This window comes from Burkholderia sp. AU17457 (assembly GCF_002223255.1).
In the GTDB taxonomy this organism is placed as follows: domain Bacteria; phylum Pseudomonadota; class Gammaproteobacteria; order Burkholderiales; family Burkholderiaceae; genus Burkholderia; species Burkholderia sola.
Genome location: NZ_NKFB01000004.1, coordinates 428,034 through 443,096, shown reverse-complemented (window position 1 = coordinate 443,096; position 15,063 = coordinate 428,034). Strand labels below are relative to the sequence as shown.

Here is a 15,063-nt window from a genome sequence, read left to right as displayed (position 1 = left end):
GTCAGTGCAGCGGACCCTGCCCGTGACGGATCTTCGCGGCGAATTGTCCGGCCGCTTGTTCAGGAATCGGGCTCGCGTGGATGTGCGCGATGCGCCATTCGCCACGTTCGTGGATCATCACGTACGTCGCGAAAACCATGTCGGGTTCGGCCGTCAGGTCGGCCTGCTGATGCGCTTCGGCGATCGTATAGACGACCGTGCCGAGGCTGTCGTACACGCGGATGTCGAGCGGCTCGATCGTGACCGGGCGCGTCGCGAGCCGGTTGGCGAGCCCGCCGCGGATCTGGTCGAGGCCGTGCAGATGCTCGCCGTCCGCCCAGACGCAGCTGGCGAAATCCTCGTCGATCCACAGCGCCAGCAGCGCGTCGAGATTGGCATCCGCGACGGCCTGGTAGTAGGCGTTCAGCGTATCGGCAGCAGCTTCGAACAGGCGGGCAAAACGTGGCATCGGGGTTGTCTCTCGCGCGCATCGCGCGCCGTATTCAGCACGGCGGCCCGGATCGAGCCGCCGTACACCGGTGAATCGGATTGCCCGGCGCGCCGTGCGACGCTGCCGGTCAGGGTCAGCGCTGCCCGACGAGCATGCCGCGCAAATCGCCGAATACCTGCTCGGGACCGAGTTCGCGCAGGCACTTCAGGTGGCCGAGCGGGCACTCGCGTTCGAAGCAGGGACTGCATTCGAGATGCAACCATTGTACCTTCGCCAGATCCGACAGCGGAGGGGTGTGGCGCGGATCGGTCGATCCGTACAACGCGACGAGCGGCCGGCGCAACGCGGCGGCGACGTGCATCAGCCCCGAATCGTTGGTGACGACCGCGTTCGCGCGCGCGATCAGCGCGCACGCCTCGGACAACGACGTCTGCCCGCACAGGTTGCGCACGTTCGGCGCGTGGTCGGCGATCGCCTGCGCGGCCGCCGCATCCTTCTGCGAGCCGAGCGCGACGATCTGCGTATACGGGAACGACTGGTGGACGATGGTCGCGAGCGACGCGAAGTGCTCGGGCGGCCAGCGCTTGGCCGGGCCGTATTCGGCGCCGGGGCAGAACACGACGAGCGGCTTGCGCGTATCGAGATTGAAACGTGCGGACACGCGCGCCGTCTCGTTCAGGTCGGCATCCAGGCGCGGCGCGGGCAGCGTCTTCATCGACTCGGGCAGCTTCGCGCCCGGCGCGTACGCGAGCGCCGCGTAGTGGGTCGTCATCGGCGGCCGCTCGCCCGACTTGGTCGGGTTCGCGTGCCGCACGTTCAACAGCCCGTAGCGGTGCTCGCCCGTATAGCCGATCCGCAGCGGGATGTTCGCGAGCCACGGGATCACCGCGGATTTCAGCGAATTCGGCAGCACGTACGCCGCGTCGTAGCCGACGTCGCGCAGGTCGCTCGCGAGCTGCCAGCGGCGCAGCAGCTGCAGCTTGCCGTGCGCGAGATCGGTCGCGTAGACATCGTGGATCTCGGGCATCCGCTCGAGCACGGGCGCGACCCAGGAGGGTGCGACGGCATCGATCGCGATGCGGGGATGGAGCTTTTTCAGCAGCGCAAAAAGCGGCTGCGCCATCAATGCGTCACCGATCCAGTTCGGTGCGATAACCAGCGCTCGACGCATCAGGTCGACTTCCGATGTCGTAATGAAGCACGGCGCACGGGCGCCGCGTTCGGGTTGCCATAATGGGGAAGGGCGGCGCGCCGGATTTCCGGCTGCGCCGCCTTGCGGGTCGGCGGGCCCACGGGCCCGGCCACCGGGGCTCAGTGGCCCTTGACGACCTCGCCGTCGCGCAGCTTGTAGCGCGTGCCGCAGTACGGGCAGCGCGCCTCGCCGTGCGATACGTCGATGAAGACGCGCGGGTGCGCATTCCAGCGCGTCATGGCCGGGTTCGGGCAGTAGGCGGGAAGATCCTTGGCCGTCAGCTCGACCAGCGGCATTTCCTTGATTTCGCTCATGAGACTTTCTCTTATCACTCTTGTGTGGGGCGGTCGGTGGCGCGGCGCGCTCAGACCTTCGTCAGCCAGTGCGCGTACTTCGCGTTCTTGCCCGACACGATATCGAAAAACGCCGACTGGAGCTTTTCCGTGACGGGGCCGCGCGCGCCGCTGCCGATCGTGCGGTTGTCGAGTTCGCGGATCGGCGTGACCTCGGCGGCCGTGCCGGTGAAGAACGCTTCGTCGGCCGTGTAGACCTCGTCGCGCGTGATGCGCTTCTCGATGACGTCGATGCCGGCGTCCTTCGCGAGCGTGATGACCGTGTCGCGCGTGATGCCGTCGAGGCACGACGACAGGTCGGGCGTGTACAGCTTGCCGTTGTTCACGAGGAAGAAATTCTCGCCGGAGCCTTCGGACACGTAGCCGTCGACGTCGAGCAGCAGCGCTTCGTCGTAGCCGTCGGCCGTCGCTTCCTGGTTCGCGAGGATCGAGTTCACGTACCAGCCCGACGCCTTCGCCCGCACCATCGACACGTTCACGTGGTGGCGCGTGAACGACGACGTCTTCACGCGGATGCCCTTCGCGAGGCCGTCCTCGCCGAGGTACGCGCCCCACGGCCACGCGGCGATCGCGACATGGATGGTATTGCCCTTCGCGGCCACGCCGAGCTTTTCCGAGCCGACCCAGATGATCGGGCGCAGGTAGCACGACTCGAGGTGGTTCTCGCGCACGACCGCGAGTTGCGCGGCTTCGAGCGTTTCACGGTCGAACGGCACGTCCATCTGGAAGATCTTCGCCGAATTCAGCAGACGTTTGGTGTGCTCGCGCAGGCGGAAGATCGCGGTGCCGCCGTCGGCCGTCTTGTACGCGCGCACGCCCTCGAAGACGCCCATGCCGTAGTGCAGCGTGTGGGTCAGGACGTGGATCTTGGCGTCGCGCCAGTCGATCAGCTTGCCGTCCATCCAGATCTTGCCGTCGCGGTCGGCCATTGACATAGGATTCTCCTGGAAGCGGTGATGTGCTGCGGGTGGTGTGCAGCGTTGAACCGGAAAGACGCTTATTTTAGCGTCATTTGGGGACGATCCGGTCGGGTGGCACGGGGCCGGCGCTATAATCGTCCGGTACCGATTCCAATAACGATGGGTCGCACCGGCAGGAGGCGCCGGCGGCCCGACGAACCGCCCGCCGCGGCCCGCTTTCCGATGCTCGCTCGATTGTCCGCCACCGACCGCTTCGCGCTGATCCAGGGCGCGCGCGACTATTCCCCGACACTGATGGCGATCCTGTCCTGGGGGCTCGTCACCGGCATCGCGATGAGCAAATCCGTGATGACGCTCGGGCAGGCGAGCGCGATGTCGCTGTTCGTCTACGCGGGCTCGTCGCAGCTCGCGGTGCTGCCGCTCCTCGCGGCGAAGCTGCCGATCTGGACCGTGCTGCTCACGGCCGCGATGGTCAACCTGCGCTTCGTGATCTTCAGCGCCGGGCTCGCGCCCCATTTTTCCTACCTGCCGCTGTGGCGGCGCCTCGCGATCGGCTATTTCAACGGCGACGTGATCTATCTGCTGTTCCAGAAACAGGGCTTCGCGTACGGCCGCGTGCCGGGCAAGGAAGCCTATTTCTGGGGGATGGCGCTCGCGAGCTGGGCGTCGTGGCAGGTGTCGTCGCTCGCCGGCATCCTGCTCGCGAGCGTCTTTCCCGCGAGCTGGGGGCTGGAGCTGGCCGGCACGCTCGCGCTGATCCCGATCATGGTGTCGGCGGTCGCGAACCGCTCGACGCTCGCGGCCGTCGCGGTCGCGGGCATCGTGTCGCTGATCGCGTTCGACCTGCCGTACCGGCTCGCGCTGCCGATCGCGGTGCTGGCCGCGCTCGCGGCCGGCTGCGCGGCCGATTTCTTCGTCGAGCGCGCCGACTGGCGGCGCATCCGGACCGAAACCGTGCACGAAAAGGACATCGAATGAGCGCGACCGAGATCTGGATCGTCATCGTCGGGATGACGATCGTCACGGCCGTCACGCGCGCGCTGTTCCTGATCGGCGGCGAGCGCACCGTGCTGCCCGAACGCGTGCAGCGCGCGCTGCGCTACGCGCCGGCCGCCGCGCTGGTCGCCGTCGTGCTGCCCGACGTGCTCGAAACGCCGGCCGGGCTGTCGTTCGGGCTGTCCAATCATCCGTTCTACGCGGCGCTCGCCGGCCTCGGCTGGTTTTTGTGGCGACGCAGCATGCTCGGCACGATCGTCGTCGGCATGCTCGTGTTCACCGCGCTGCGCCTGATCTTCTGATGCGCCGCCGTTCCGGCTTGCCGGGCACGGCCCGCCTGCGTCTGCGGATTGCTGCAATGCGGCAAGGCTTCCGTTCCGGCGCGCGATCCCAAATAGGCGGAATTCGCCGCCGCACGGGTCAGTCTGTCGGATGGATCGGCTAGAATGCCCGTTCGAGATTTTTTACCCGTGCGCGTCTTGCGAACCGCCAGCCACGGCCGCATCCGGCGCCCTTTCGCGGCAGCCCGCGCACGTCCAGCGTGAACCCCCTTTCCCCATCCACTACTTCAATCTGTTCAACATGAGCCAAGTCAAGCGTCTTACCGACCTGATCGCCGCCGGCCAGCTCGCCGGCAAGCGGGTGTTCATCCGCGCCGACCTGAACGTCCCGCAGGACGACCAGGGCAACATCACCGAGGACACGCGCGTGCGTGCGTCCGTGCCGGCCATCCAGGCCGCGCTCGACGCCGGCGCGGCCGTGATGGTCACGTCGCACCTCGGCCGTCCGACCGAAGGCGAATTCAAGCCGGAAGACTCGCTCGCGCCGGTCGCGAAGCGTCTCGCCGAACTGCTCGGCCGCGACGTGCCGCTCGTGTCGAACTGGGTCGAGAACGGCGTGGACGTCGCGCCGGGCCAGGTCGTGCTGCTCGAGAACTGCCGCGTGAACAAGGGCGAGAAGAAGAATTCGGACGAGCTCGCGCAGAAGATGGCGAAGCTCTGCGACGTGTACGTGAACGACGCGTTCGGCACCGCGCACCGCGCGGAAGCGACCACCCACGGGATCGCCAAGTACGCGCCGGTCGCGTGCGCGGGCCCGCTGCTGGCCGCCGAGCTCGACGCGCTCGGCAAGGCGCTCGGCAACCCGGCGCGCCCGCTGGTGGCGATCGTCGCCGGCTCGAAGGTGTCGACCAAGCTGACCATCCTGAAGTCGCTGGCCGGCAAGGTCGACCAGCTGATCGTCGGCGGCGGCATCGCGAACACGTTCATGCTCGCGGCCGGCCTGTCGATCGGCAAGTCGCTCGCGGAAGCCGATCTCGTCGCCGAGGCGAAGGCGATCATCGACGAAGCGCGCGAGCGCGGCGCATCGGTGCCGATCCCGACCGACGTCGTCACCGCCAAGGAATTCTCGCCGACGGCCGCGGCCACGGTGAAGCAGGTCGCCGACATCGAAGCGGACGATATGATCCTCGACATCGGCCCCGATACGGCCAGGGCGCTCGCCAGCCAGCTCGAGAAGGCCGGCACGATCGTGTGGAACGGCCCGGTCGGCGTGTTCGAGTTCGACCAGTTCGGCAACGGCACCAAGACGCTCGCCGAAGCGATCGCCAAATCGTCCGCGTTCTCGATCGCGGGCGGCGGCGACACGCTCGCGGCCATCGCGAAGTACGGCATCCACGACCAGGTCAGCTACATCTCGACGGGCGGCGGCGCCTTCCTCGAGTTCCTCGAAGGGAAGAAGCTGCCGGCGGTGGAAGTGCTCGAAACGCGGGCGGCCTGAGCGTGGCGGCGCGCGCAGGGGTGACGAAGGCCGCGCGCTCCGCGAAAGCGGAGCAGCCGGCCGGCGCGGGCAAGCGCACACGCGCGCCCGCGCGGGCGAACACCGCCCCGCGCGCACCGGCGGCCGCCGGCGACGCGGCCGTGCAGCACCACGAGATTCAGAACAAAGCGATGCCGGGCGCCAGCACCGGCACGCCCCCCGGAACGGCGGCCGCTGGGCCTGCCGGTTCCGGCTCTCGCAGCGTTTCACCCAGCGCATCCACCTTGATCCAGATGAGGAGTTTCATGCAGCGCGCCACCAAGATAGTCGCCACGATCGGCCCGGCATCCAGTTCGCCGGAGATTCTGCTGCAGATGATGCAGGCGGGCCTCGACGTCGTGCGGCTCAATTTTTCGCACGGCACGGCCGACGATCACCGCCAGCGCGCCGAAATGGTGCGCGAGGCCGCCCGCAAGGTCGGCCGCGAGATCGCGATCATGGCCGACCTCCAGGGCCCGAAGATCCGCGTCGGCAAGTTCGAGAACGGCAAGACGACGCTCGCGCCGGGGCAGCCGTTCATCCTCGATGCGGGCTGCGAACTCGGCAACGACGAGCGCGTCGGTCTCGACTACAAGGAACTGCCGCGCGATCTGAAGCCGGGCGACCTGCTGCTGCTGAACGACGGCCTGATCGTGCTGACCGTCGAGCGCGTGCTCGGCGACGAGATCCACACGATCGTCAAGGTGGGCGGCGAGCTGTCGAACAACAAGGGGATCAACCGCCAGGGCGGCGGCCTGTCGGCGCCGGCGCTGACCGCGAAGGACATGGAAGACATCCGCACCGCGATGTCGCTCGGCGCGGACCTCGTCGCGGTGTCGTTCCCGAAGAATGCGACCGACATGGAAATGGCGCGCCAGCTCGCGAACATCGCGGGCGCGCCATACGGCATCAAGCCGAAGATGATCGCGAAGATCGAGCGCGCGGAGGCGATTCCGGCGCTGCAGAGCATCCTCGACGCGTCCGACGGCATCATGGTCGCGCGCGGCGACCTCGCGGTCGAAGTGGGCAACGCGGCCGTGCCGGCGCTGCAGAAGCGGATGATCCGGATGGCGCGCGAGTCGAACAAGCTCGTGATCACCGCGACGCAGATGATGGAATCGATGATCTACGCGCCCGTGCCGACCCGCGCGGAAGTGTCGGACGTCGCGAATGCGGTGCTCGACGGCACCGACGCGGTGATGCTGTCGGCCGAGACGGCCGCCGGCAAGTACCCGGTCGTCACGATCGAGACGATGGCGGCCGTGTGCGTCGAGGCGGAAAAATCGGAAGAAGTCGAGCTGGACAAGGATTTCCTCGACCGCACGTTCACGCGGATCGACCAGTCGATCGCGATGGGCGCGCTGTTCACCGCGTACCACCTCGGCGCGAAGGCGATCATCGCGCTGACCGAATCGGGCGCGACCGCGCTGTGGATGTCGCGTCACTACACGCACGTGCCGATCTTCGCGCTGACGCCGCGCGTCGGCAGCGAGCGCACGATGGCGCTGTACCGCAACGTGACGCCGCTGCACGTCGACTTCAACAGCGACCGCGATTCGGCGCTGCAGGCGGCGCTGGAGATCGTCGTCAAGCAGGGCTACGTGCAGCACGGCGACATGGTCGTGCTGACCGTCGGCGAGCCGATGGGGCAGGCGGGCGGCACCAACACGCTGAAGATCGTGCGGGTCGGCGAGCACTATTGAGTGCCGGCTGAGCCGTATCGAACCGGCCCGCGGGCCGGCGGCCCGGATCGGCCGGAATCGATCCGGCACTGTTTTTTGCGCAAGCGCCGCGCGGGGTCCGAAGCCCCGCGCGGCTTTTTTTCTCCTTTTTGGCCGGATTGTGCCGTGCGAACGTAACAAATTGCGAGCGGGCGCCACCCAGCGGTCGGAATCGGAGGCGCTTCGCGATAAAATGCGGCTATTCGACGCTCAGCCGCGCCGCGCCGTCCCGGTTCAGAGGGGAGCGAGCGCCGCGCCGGCGTCAGGGCGCACCGGTTTTCATTCCAAGGAGTTCCACAATGCCTCTCGTATCAATGCGTCAATTGCTGGACCACGCGGCAGAGCACGGTTACGGCCTGCCGGCCTTCAACGTGAACAACCTGGAGCAGGTCCAGGCGATCATGGCGGCGGCGGATCAGGTCGGCGCGCCCGTGATCATGCAGGCATCGGCCGGCGCGCGTAAGTATGCGGGCGAGCCGTTCCTGCGCCACCTGATCGAAGCGGCGGTCGAATCGTATCCGCATATCCCGGTCGTGATGCACCAGGATCACGGCCAGTCGCCGGCGGTCTGCACGGCCGCGATTCGCAGCGGCTTCACGAGCGTGATGATGGACGGTTCGCTGGAAGCCGACGGCAAGACGGTCGCCTCCTACGAATACAACGTCGACGTGTCGCGCAAGGTCGTCGAGATGGCGCACTCGATCGGCGTGACGGTCGAAGCCGAACTCGGCGTGCTCGGCTCGCTCGAGACGATGAAGGGCGACAAGGAAGACGGCCACGGCGCGGAAGGCACGATGACCCGCGAGCAGCTGCTGACCGATCCGGAGCAGGCTGCCGACTTCGTGAAGCTCACGCAGTGCGACGCGCTCGCGATCGCGATCGGCACGTCGCACGGCGCGTACAAGTTCTCGAAGAAGCCGACGGGCGACATCCTGTCGATCCAGCGCATCAAGGAAATTCACGCACGCATTCCGAACACGCACCTGGTGATGCACGGTTCGTCGTCGGTGCCGCAGGAACTGCTGGCCGAGATCCGCGAATTCGGCGGCGACATGAAGGAAACCTACGGCGTGCCGGTCGAGGAAATCCAGGAAGGCATCAAGCACGGCGTGCGCAAGATCAACATCGATACCGACCTGCGTCTCGCGATCACCGGCGCGATCCGCCGCTACCTGTTCGAGAACCCGGGCAAGTTCGATCCGCGCGACTACCTGAAGCCCGCGCGCGAAGCCGCGAAGAAGGTGTGCGTCGACCGTTACCTCGCGTTCGGCTGCGAAGGCCAGGCCGGCAAGATCAAGCCGGTGTCGCTCGACAAGATCGCCGAACAGTACAAGTCCGGCGCGCTCGCGCAGGTCGTGCGCTGAGACTGTAGTACGATTGCCCCGCCCGGTTCTGCCGCCGGGCACGGGCTGGCCGCCCGGTTGGCCGGATCCGATCCGGCCCCGGCAGCCGTTCCGTCCGGCCGAACGAGGGCCGGCCGGCAGCCGCCCGGGCGTTGCGCCCGCCGGTTCGCCGACGTATTGCAAGACCGCCGTTCCCGCCTGCCGCGGGGAACGGCGTTTCCCTTTTTGTTTGGCTCCTTATCTGCGAAAAGACGATGTCTACCCTTTACGAATCCACGCTCCGCTCGCTGCCGCTTCTCGGTCGCGGCAAGGTTCGCGACAACTACGCGGTCGGCAACGACAAGCTCCTGATCGTCACGACCGATCGCCTGTCGGCTTTCGACGTGGTGATGGGCGAGCCGATTCCGAACAAGGGCCGCGTGCTGAACCAGATGGCGAACTTCTGGTTCGACAAGCTCGCGCACATCGTGCCGAACCACCTGACGGGCGACGCGCCGGAAGCGGTCGTCGCGGCCGACGAGGTCGAGCAGGTGAAGGGCCGCGGCGTGGTCGTCAAGCGCCTCGAGCCGATCATGATCGAAGCGGTCGTGCGCGGCTACCTGGCCGGCAGCGGCTGGAAGGAATACCAGGCGTCGGGCGCCGTGTGCGGCGTGCAACTGCCCGAAGGCCTGCAGAACGCACAGAAGCTGCCCGAGCCGATCTTCACGCCGGCCGCGAAGGCCGAGATGGGCGAGCACGACGAGAACATCACGTTCGAGGAAACCGAGCGCCGCATCGGCACCGAGCTGGCCGCGACGATCCGCGACATCTCGATCCGCCTGTACAAGGAAGCGGCCGACTACGCGGCGACGCGCGGGATCATCATCGCCGACACGAAGTTCGAATTCGGCCTCGACAACCACGGCAAGCTGTACCTGATGGACGAAGTGCTGACCGCCGATTCGTCGCGCTTCTGGCCGGCCGACCAGTACGAAGTGGGCACGAACCCGCCGTCGTTCGACAAGCAGTTCGTGCGCGACTGGCTGGAGGCGCAGCCGTGGGGCAAGACGGCGCCGGCGCCGGCGCTGCCGGCCGACGTCGTCGAGAAGACGGCCGCGAAGTACCAGGAAGCGCTCGAGCGCATCACGGGCCAGTCGCTTGCCTGATCGAGGAAGATAAGAAATGAGTGAAGTCCAGACCGCCCACACGCACGGCGCGCCGCTCATCGGCGTGCTGATGGGCTCGAGTTCCGACTGGGACGTGATGAAGCATGCGGTCGCCATCCTGCAGGAATTCGGCGTGCCGTACGAGGCGAAGGTCGTGTCCGCGCACCGGATGCCCGACGAGATGTTCGACTATGCGGAGAAGGCGCGCGAGCGCGGGCTGCGCGCGATCATCGCGGGCGCCGGCGGCGCCGCGCACCTGCCCGGCATGCTGGCCGCGAAGACCACGGTGCCCGTGCTGGGCGTGCCGGTCGCGAGCAAGTACCTGAAGGGCGTCGATTCGCTGCACTCGATCGTGCAGATGCCGAAGGGCGTGCCGGTCGCGACGTTCGCGATCGGCGAGGCCGGCGCCGCGAATGCCGCGCTGTTCGCGGTGTCGATCCTGTCCGGCAACTCGGTCGACTACGCGAACCGGCTCGCCGCGTTCCGCGTGCGCCAGAACGAAGCCGCGCACGCGATGGTGCTGCCGCCGCTGGAATGACGGCATGGCGCGCGGCCGCACGAGGCGGCCGGCGCCGGATTTTCCTACTGCGGCGGGCATTTCCGCGTTCCGCCGCGACCGACCACTGACATGACCGCAACTCCTGATTCCGTTTCCCCGATCCTGCCCGGCGCGTGGCTGGGCATGGTCGGCGGCGGCCAGCTTGGCCGCATGTTCTGCTTTGCCGCCCAGTCGATGGGCTACCGCGTCGCCGTGCTCGATCCCGATCCGACGAGCCCCGCCGGCGCGGTCGCCGATCGCCACCTGCGCGCGGCGTACGACGACGAAGCCGCACTCGCCGAACTGGCGGACCTGTGCGACGCCGTATCGACGGAGTTCGAGAACGTGCCGGCCGCGAGCCTCGATTTCCTCGCGCGCACGACGTTCGTCGCACCGGCCGGCCGCTGCGTCGCGGTCGCGCAGGATCGCATCGCGGAGAAGCGGTTCATCGAGGCGTCGGGCGTGCCGGTCGCGCCGCACGTCGTGATCGAATCGGCGGCGGCGCTCGCCGCGCTCGACGATGCGGCGCTCACCGCGGTGCTGCCGGGCATCCTGAAGACGGCCCGCCTTGGGTACGACGGCAAGGGCCAGGTGCGTGTCGCCACCGCGCAGGAAGCGCGCGACGCGCATGCCGCGCTCGGCGGCGTGCCGTGCGTGCTGGAGAAGCGCCTGCCGCTGAAATACGAAGTGTCGGCGCTGATCGCGCGCGGCGCCGACGGCCGCTCGGCCGCGTTCCCGCTCGCGCAGAACGTGCATCACAACGGCATCCTCGCGCTGACGGTCGTGCCGGCGCCGGCCGCCGATGCCGCGCGCGTCGAGGAGGCGCAGCAGGCGGCCGTGCGGATCGCCGATACGCTCGGCTACGTCGGCGTGCTGTGCGTCGAATTCTTCGTGCTGGAGGACGGCTCGTTCGTCGCGAACGAAATGGCGCCGCGCCCGCACAACTCCGGCCACTACACGGTCGATGCGTGCGCAACGAGCCAGTTCGAGCAGCAGGTGCGCGCGATGACGCGCATGCCGCTCGGCAACCCGCGCCAGCATTCGCCGGCCGCGATGCTGAACATCCTCGGCGACGTGTGGTTTCCCGATGGTGCGGCGGCCGAGGCCGTCACGCCGCCGTGGGACACGGTCGCCGCGATGCCGGCCGCGCACCTGCACCTGTACGGCAAGGAAGAAGCGCGCGTCGGCCGCAAGATGGGCCACGTGAACTTCACGGCCGAGACGCGCGACGAAGCCGTCGCCGCCGCCACCGCGTGCGCGCAACTGCTGCGCGTGCCGCTCGACTGAGGCGCCGGCCGATGTCCATCGATCTCCCGAAGCACGTGACGCCCGCGCAGATCGACGCGGCCGCCGCGTTGCTCGACGCAGGCCAGCTCGTCGCGTTTCCGACCGAGACCGTCTACGGGCTCGGCGGCGACGCGGCGAACCCCGAAGCCGTCGCGCGCATCTATGCGGCGAAGGGGCGGCCCGCGAACCATCCGGTGATCGTGCATCTGCCGCCCGGCGGCGATCCGGGCTATTGGGCCGACGACCTGCCGGCCGACGCGCACGCGCTGATCGATGCATTCTGGCCGGGCCCGCTCACGCTGATCCTGAAGCGCCACGCGCGCATTCCGGATGCCGTGAGCGGCGGGCAGGATTCGGTCGGGCTGCGCTGTCCGTCGCATCCGGTCGCGCAGGCGCTGCTGGCCGCGTTCAGCGCGCGACGCGGCGGCCACGGCGGCGTGGCCGCGCCGTCCGCGAACCGGTTCGGCCACGTGAGTCCGACGACCGCGCAGCACGTGCGCGACGAATTCGGCGATACCGTGCACGTGCTCGACGGCGGCGCATCCGAAGTCGGCATCGAATCGACGATTCTCGACCTGTCTCGCGGTTTCCCGGCACTGCTGCGCCCGGGCCACGTGACGCCGCAACAGATCGCCGACGTGCTCGGCCGCGCGCCGAAACTGCCGGACGGCAGCGACGCGACGGCGCCGCGCGCGTCGGGCACGCTGAAAGCGCATTACGCGCCGCGTACGCCGCTCGCGCTGCTGCCGTTCGACGCGCTCGAGCCGCTGCTCGCGGCCGCGCAAACCGACGGCGAGCGCGTCGCGCTCGTTGCCCGCGCGTCGCGGGCAGGACACTGGGCGCAGGCCGACGGCGTGCATTTCGTCGCGGCGCCGGAAGATCCGCAGGCCTATGCACGCGACCTGTACGGGATGCTGCGGGCGCTCGATCGCGCGCAGGTCGCGCGCATCCTCGTCGAGAAGCTGCCCGAGACCGTCGAATGGATCGCGGTCAACGATCGCCTCGGCCGCGCGGCGGCCGCGTTCGACGCGCGCGATTGACGCAGTCTTCGCCTTCCGCTCGGGAATGAAAAAACGCCTGACCGGCGCGAACCGGTCAGGCGTTTTCGTTTGCGCGCGTGGCCGGCGGCTTACTTGCCGACGCCGGATTTCGCGATCTGCTGTTCGACGTACTGCGCGAACAGCGCATGCAGGCGCGTCGTCGGGTGAACCGTGTCGGCGAACATGTAGGTCTGGTCCGCATTCGCGACCGTGTAGGTCTGCGGCGAGCAGAACAGCGACGAGCCGAACGCGGTCGCGTTCGCGACGCCGTACTGCGTCGCGGCCTGGACCATCGCCTTCAGGTTGCAGGCCGTATCGGTGTTCTTCACGCTGAAGCCGTTCGCCTGGTAGTTGGCCGCGATGCCGTCCTGCCACGTGAACGAATCGACCACCGCAACCTTCGTCGGGTCGACCTTCAGCGCGGCCAGCGTGCCGGCCAGCGTCTGGTTGAAGAGGCCCGACAGTTGCGTGAACGCGGCCTGCGTGCCGCCCTGCAGCGCGAGCGGCGTGCCGCCGATGTCCGGCACGTTCGCGACGAACACGTGCGTGGCGCCCGCCGCGACGATCTGCTGGACGATCCCGCCGAGCTGCTGCGCGGCCAGGCCGATCGCCTGCGCCGCCGCGAGCTGCGCGGCCGGCGTATTGCCTTGCGCCTGCGCGACCTGGGCCTGGTAGAAGATGTCGTTCGCGCCGCCGTTGATCAGCACGATCTGGCCGGCGTTGAAGCTGCCGTGCTGCGTCAGGTACTGCTTGACCTGGTCGGCGATCGGCGTGGTGGTCGCCTGCGCGTAGTCGGGGTTCGGCACGCTGGCGTCCGCATGGCCGATGCCCGGCTGCAGCGTCACGCGCGAGCCGCCCTGCGCGTAGCCGAGGCCGCCGGTGGCCTGCAGCGGGATGCCGAAGCCGCCCTGGTTCGCGGGCTGCAGCGTGTCGCCGTAGTACTGCGCGACGTTCTGCGTCCACACCTGGCCCGGGTTGGTCGTGAAGCGGCCGCCGCCGAAGCCGAGCTTGATCTGCGAGTAGGTGCCGACGTCGGACAGGCTGTCGCCGAACGACACGATCTGCATCTTCACGCCCGACGGCGGCGTGGTCGATGCGCTGCTGCCGTTGTTGTCGTCACCGCCGCCGCATGCGGCGAGCAGCGCGAGCGCGGCGCCGGCGATCGCGACCTGGGCGGTGCGCAGCATGCGCTGACGCGTGCGGGAAAGTGCGTGTTGTTGTGTCTGCATCGTTCTATCTCCTCGTAGATATGGCCCTGATGTGTTTCTCATCTGCCGCGTGCCTGCTCGGTTCCGGGCTGCGCGGCGGCCGTTGGCTGAAACGGTTTATCGGTCGCGCGCAGCCGCCGGCGGCGCGGTGCGCGAATCCTGGTTCGCGGCCTCGGCAATCTGCGCATGATAAGCGCTCGCCCATTCGGGCGGGCCGAAAATCGCGCGCAGCTTGTTGCGCCATCCGCCGACGCGCCACGCGTCGGACGCCATCGCCACCCACTCGTGGAACGTCGCGACGAGCGGGTTGTTCGAGTCGAGCCGCTCGACGATCCCGTACTGCGGCGGATCGTCGGGCGTTTCGTCGACGTAACTGCCGAACAGGCGATCCCAGATCACCAGGACGCCTGCGTAATTGCGATCGATGTAGCGCGCGTTGCGCGCGTGGTGCGCGCGGTGGATCGACGGCGTGTTCAGCACGTATTCGAGCCAGCCGAGCTTGCCGATCGCCTGCGTGTGCACGAAGAACTGGAACGCGAGGTTGATCAGCACGATGCCGACGACCTGTTGCGGCGGAAAGCCGGCGAACGCGAGCGGCAGCCAGAACAGCCACATGCCCGCGACCGGGTACATCAGGCTCTGGCGGAACGCGGTCGAGAAATTCATCCGCTCGGACGAGTGGTGCACGACATGCGCGGCCCACAGCCAGCGCACGCGATGGCTCGCGCGATGGAACACGTAGTAGAGGAAGTCCTGCGCGACGAACAGCACGGCGAACGACAGCCAGCCGTCGTGCCACGTGTAAAGACGATAGTGCCGGTAGCAGTACGCATAGACGGGAATCACGAACAGCCATGCGAGCTTGTCGGCGCCCTGGTGCATCAGCGCGAGCGCCGCGTTGCACAGCGTATCGCGCCACGCATAGATGCGGTCCTGCGCACGGGTGCGGGCGAGGTGCCAGGCCTCCCACGCGATGCAGAGCAGGAAGACGGGCGCCAGCGCGAGCAGAAGCAATTCGACGTCGAATCGCATGGGCGTGTCTCCTTCGTTCCCCTGCAAGCCATGAGGCCGGGCGTGTGGCCCGTTGTAGATA

16 protein-coding genes are annotated in these 15,063 nt (G+C 68.2%); 9 read left to right on the top strand and 7 right to left on the bottom strand.

Annotated elements, in window-relative coordinates:
• Position 1: 1 nt before the first annotated feature.
• From CFB49_RS14360 to CFB49_RS14345, 4 genes are all read right to left on the bottom strand, one after another.
• Positions 2-448 carry a nuclear transport factor 2 family protein gene (locus tag CFB49_RS14360; RefSeq protein WP_006477934.1) on the bottom strand — a complete coding sequence of 149 codons (447 nt, stop codon included), beginning with the start codon at positions 446-448 and terminating at the stop codon, positions 2-4.
• A 115-nt stretch (positions 449-563) separates the two neighbouring features.
• Positions 564-1,601 (bottom strand): lipopolysaccharide heptosyltransferase II, encoded by a 1,038-nt coding sequence (gene waaF / locus CFB49_RS14355; protein WP_027785312.1) that lies wholly within the window; start codon positions 1,599-1,601, stop codon positions 564-566.
• 140 nt (positions 1,602-1,741) lie between these two features.
• Complete coding sequence (locus tag CFB49_RS14350; RefSeq protein WP_006482499.1) at positions 1,742-1,936, bottom strand: zinc-finger domain-containing protein; 195 nt, start codon at positions 1,934-1,936, stop codon at positions 1,742-1,744.
• Between the two features lie 50 nt (positions 1,937-1,986).
• On the bottom strand, positions 1,987-2,910 hold the full coding sequence (locus tag CFB49_RS14345) for a branched-chain amino acid transaminase (RefSeq protein WP_089435576.1): 924 nt from the start codon (positions 2,908-2,910) through the stop codon (positions 1,987-1,989).
• Between the two features lie 207 nt (positions 2,911-3,117).
• On the opposite strand from CFB49_RS14345, the gene CFB49_RS14340 reads away from it, so the two are divergent.
• The 3 genes from CFB49_RS14340 (at position 3,118) to CFB49_RS14330 (ending at position 5,670) form a co-directional block, all read left to right on the top strand.
• Positions 3,118-3,873 (top strand): AzlC family ABC transporter permease, encoded by a 756-nt coding sequence (locus CFB49_RS14340; protein ID WP_050014553.1) that lies wholly within the window; start codon positions 3,118-3,120, stop codon positions 3,871-3,873.
• Entirely contained in the window at positions 3,870-4,193 is a 324-nt protein-coding gene (locus CFB49_RS14335) for an AzlD domain-containing protein (RefSeq protein WP_089435574.1), read from the top strand. The genes CFB49_RS14340 and CFB49_RS14335 overlap by 4 nt, the downstream gene beginning before the upstream one ends.
• Before the next feature lie 280 nt (positions 4,194-4,473).
• Positions 4,474-5,670: a phosphoglycerate kinase gene (locus CFB49_RS14330; protein WP_089491621.1), complete on the top strand. Its 1,197-nt coding sequence runs from the start codon at positions 4,474-4,476 to the stop codon at positions 5,668-5,670.
• Positions 5,671-5,827: 157 nt separating this feature from the next.
• Here CFB49_RS14330 and CFB49_RS36775 read toward each other — a convergent pair whose 3' ends face one another.
• Entirely contained in the window at positions 5,828-5,956 is a 129-nt protein-coding gene (locus tag CFB49_RS36775; RefSeq protein WP_256975618.1) for a hypothetical protein, read from the bottom strand.
• Here CFB49_RS36775 and pyk point away from each other — a divergent pair.
• The 6 genes from pyk to CFB49_RS14300 all read left to right on the top strand — a co-directional run bounded on the left by pyk (position 5,955) and on the right by CFB49_RS14300 (position 12,762).
• The gene (pyk, locus tag CFB49_RS14325; RefSeq protein ID WP_089435572.1) at positions 5,955-7,391 is read left to right on the top strand and encodes a pyruvate kinase; all 1,437 of its coding nucleotides are present in this window, start codon (positions 5,955-5,957) and stop codon (positions 7,389-7,391) included. The genes CFB49_RS36775 and pyk overlap by 2 nt on opposite strands.
• Positions 7,392-7,708: 317 nt before the next feature.
• Positions 7,709-8,773, top strand: a complete 1,065-nt coding sequence (fba, locus tag CFB49_RS14320; RefSeq protein WP_006481730.1) for a class II fructose-bisphosphate aldolase — start codon at positions 7,709-7,711, stop codon at positions 8,771-8,773.
• A 233-nt stretch (positions 8,774-9,006) separates the two neighbouring features.
• Positions 9,007-9,897: a phosphoribosylaminoimidazolesuccinocarboxamide synthase gene (locus CFB49_RS14315; RefSeq protein WP_027785305.1), complete on the top strand. Its 891-nt coding sequence runs from the start codon at positions 9,007-9,009 to the stop codon at positions 9,895-9,897.
• A gap of 16 nt (positions 9,898-9,913) precedes the next feature.
• Positions 9,914-10,435, top strand: coding sequence for a 5-(carboxyamino)imidazole ribonucleotide mutase (purE, locus tag CFB49_RS14310; protein WP_089435571.1), 522 nt, complete (start codon positions 9,914-9,916; stop codon positions 10,433-10,435).
• 90 nt (positions 10,436-10,525) lie between these two features.
• On the top strand, positions 10,526-11,722 hold the full coding sequence (locus CFB49_RS14305; RefSeq protein ID WP_089435570.1) for a 5-(carboxyamino)imidazole ribonucleotide synthase: 1,197 nt from the start codon (positions 10,526-10,528) through the stop codon (positions 11,720-11,722).
• An 11-nt stretch (positions 11,723-11,733) separates the two neighbouring features.
• Positions 11,734-12,762, top strand: coding sequence for an L-threonylcarbamoyladenylate synthase (locus CFB49_RS14300; protein ID WP_089491620.1), 1,029 nt, complete (start codon positions 11,734-11,736; stop codon positions 12,760-12,762).
• 89 nt (positions 12,763-12,851) lie between these two features.
• Here CFB49_RS14300 and CFB49_RS14295 read toward each other — a convergent pair whose 3' ends face one another.
• Positions 12,852-13,991 (bottom strand): SGNH/GDSL hydrolase family protein, encoded by a 1,140-nt coding sequence (locus tag CFB49_RS14295; protein ID WP_089435568.1) that lies wholly within the window; start codon positions 13,989-13,991, stop codon positions 12,852-12,854.
• A gap of 96 nt (positions 13,992-14,087) precedes the next feature.
• On the bottom strand, positions 14,088-15,002 hold the full coding sequence (locus CFB49_RS14290) for a sterol desaturase family protein (protein ID WP_089491619.1): 915 nt from the start codon (positions 15,000-15,002) through the stop codon (positions 14,088-14,090).
• Between the last annotated feature and the right edge of the window lie 61 nt (positions 15,003-15,063).

Bases quoted from the DNA above. Each gene is read 5' to 3' on its own strand.
- CFB49_RS14360 (WP_006477934.1), bottom strand. From the start codon at position 448: ATGCCACGTTTTGCCCGCCTGTTCGAAGCTGCTGCCGATACGCTGAAC.
- waaF (WP_027785312.1), bottom strand. From the start codon at position 1,601: ATGCGTCGAGCGCTGGTTATCGCACCGAACTGGATCGGTGACGCATTG.
- CFB49_RS14350 (WP_006482499.1), bottom strand. From the start codon at position 1,936: ATGAGCGAAATCAAGGAAATGCCGCTGGTCGAGCTGACGGCCAAGGAT.
- CFB49_RS14345 (WP_089435576.1), bottom strand. From the start codon at position 2,910: ATGTCAATGGCCGACCGCGACGGCAAGATCTGGATGGACGGCAAGCTG.
- CFB49_RS14340 (WP_050014553.1), top strand. From the start codon at position 3,118: ATGCTCGCTCGATTGTCCGCCACCGACCGCTTCGCGCTGATCCAGGGC.
- CFB49_RS14335 (WP_089435574.1), top strand. From the start codon at position 3,870: ATGAGCGCGACCGAGATCTGGATCGTCATCGTCGGGATGACGATCGTC.
- CFB49_RS14330 (WP_089491621.1), top strand. From the start codon at position 4,474: ATGAGCCAAGTCAAGCGTCTTACCGACCTGATCGCCGCCGGCCAGCTC.
- pyk (WP_089435572.1), top strand. From the start codon at position 5,955: ATGCAGCGCGCCACCAAGATAGTCGCCACGATCGGCCCGGCATCCAGT.
- CFB49_RS36775 (WP_256975618.1), bottom strand. From the start codon at position 5,956: ATGAAACTCCTCATCTGGATCAAGGTGGATGCGCTGGGTGAAACGCTG.
- fba (WP_006481730.1), top strand. From the start codon at position 7,709: ATGCCTCTCGTATCAATGCGTCAATTGCTGGACCACGCGGCAGAGCAC.
- CFB49_RS14315 (WP_027785305.1), top strand. From the start codon at position 9,007: ATGTCTACCCTTTACGAATCCACGCTCCGCTCGCTGCCGCTTCTCGGT.
- purE (WP_089435571.1), top strand. From the start codon at position 9,914: ATGAGTGAAGTCCAGACCGCCCACACGCACGGCGCGCCGCTCATCGGC.
- CFB49_RS14305 (WP_089435570.1), top strand. From the start codon at position 10,526: ATGACCGCAACTCCTGATTCCGTTTCCCCGATCCTGCCCGGCGCGTGG.
- CFB49_RS14300 (WP_089491620.1), top strand. From the start codon at position 11,734: ATGTCCATCGATCTCCCGAAGCACGTGACGCCCGCGCAGATCGACGCG.
- CFB49_RS14295 (WP_089435568.1), bottom strand. From the start codon at position 13,991: ATGCAGACACAACAACACGCACTTTCCCGCACGCGTCAGCGCATGCTG.
- CFB49_RS14290 (WP_089491619.1), bottom strand. From the start codon at position 15,002: ATGCGATTCGACGTCGAATTGCTTCTGCTCGCGCTGGCGCCCGTCTTC.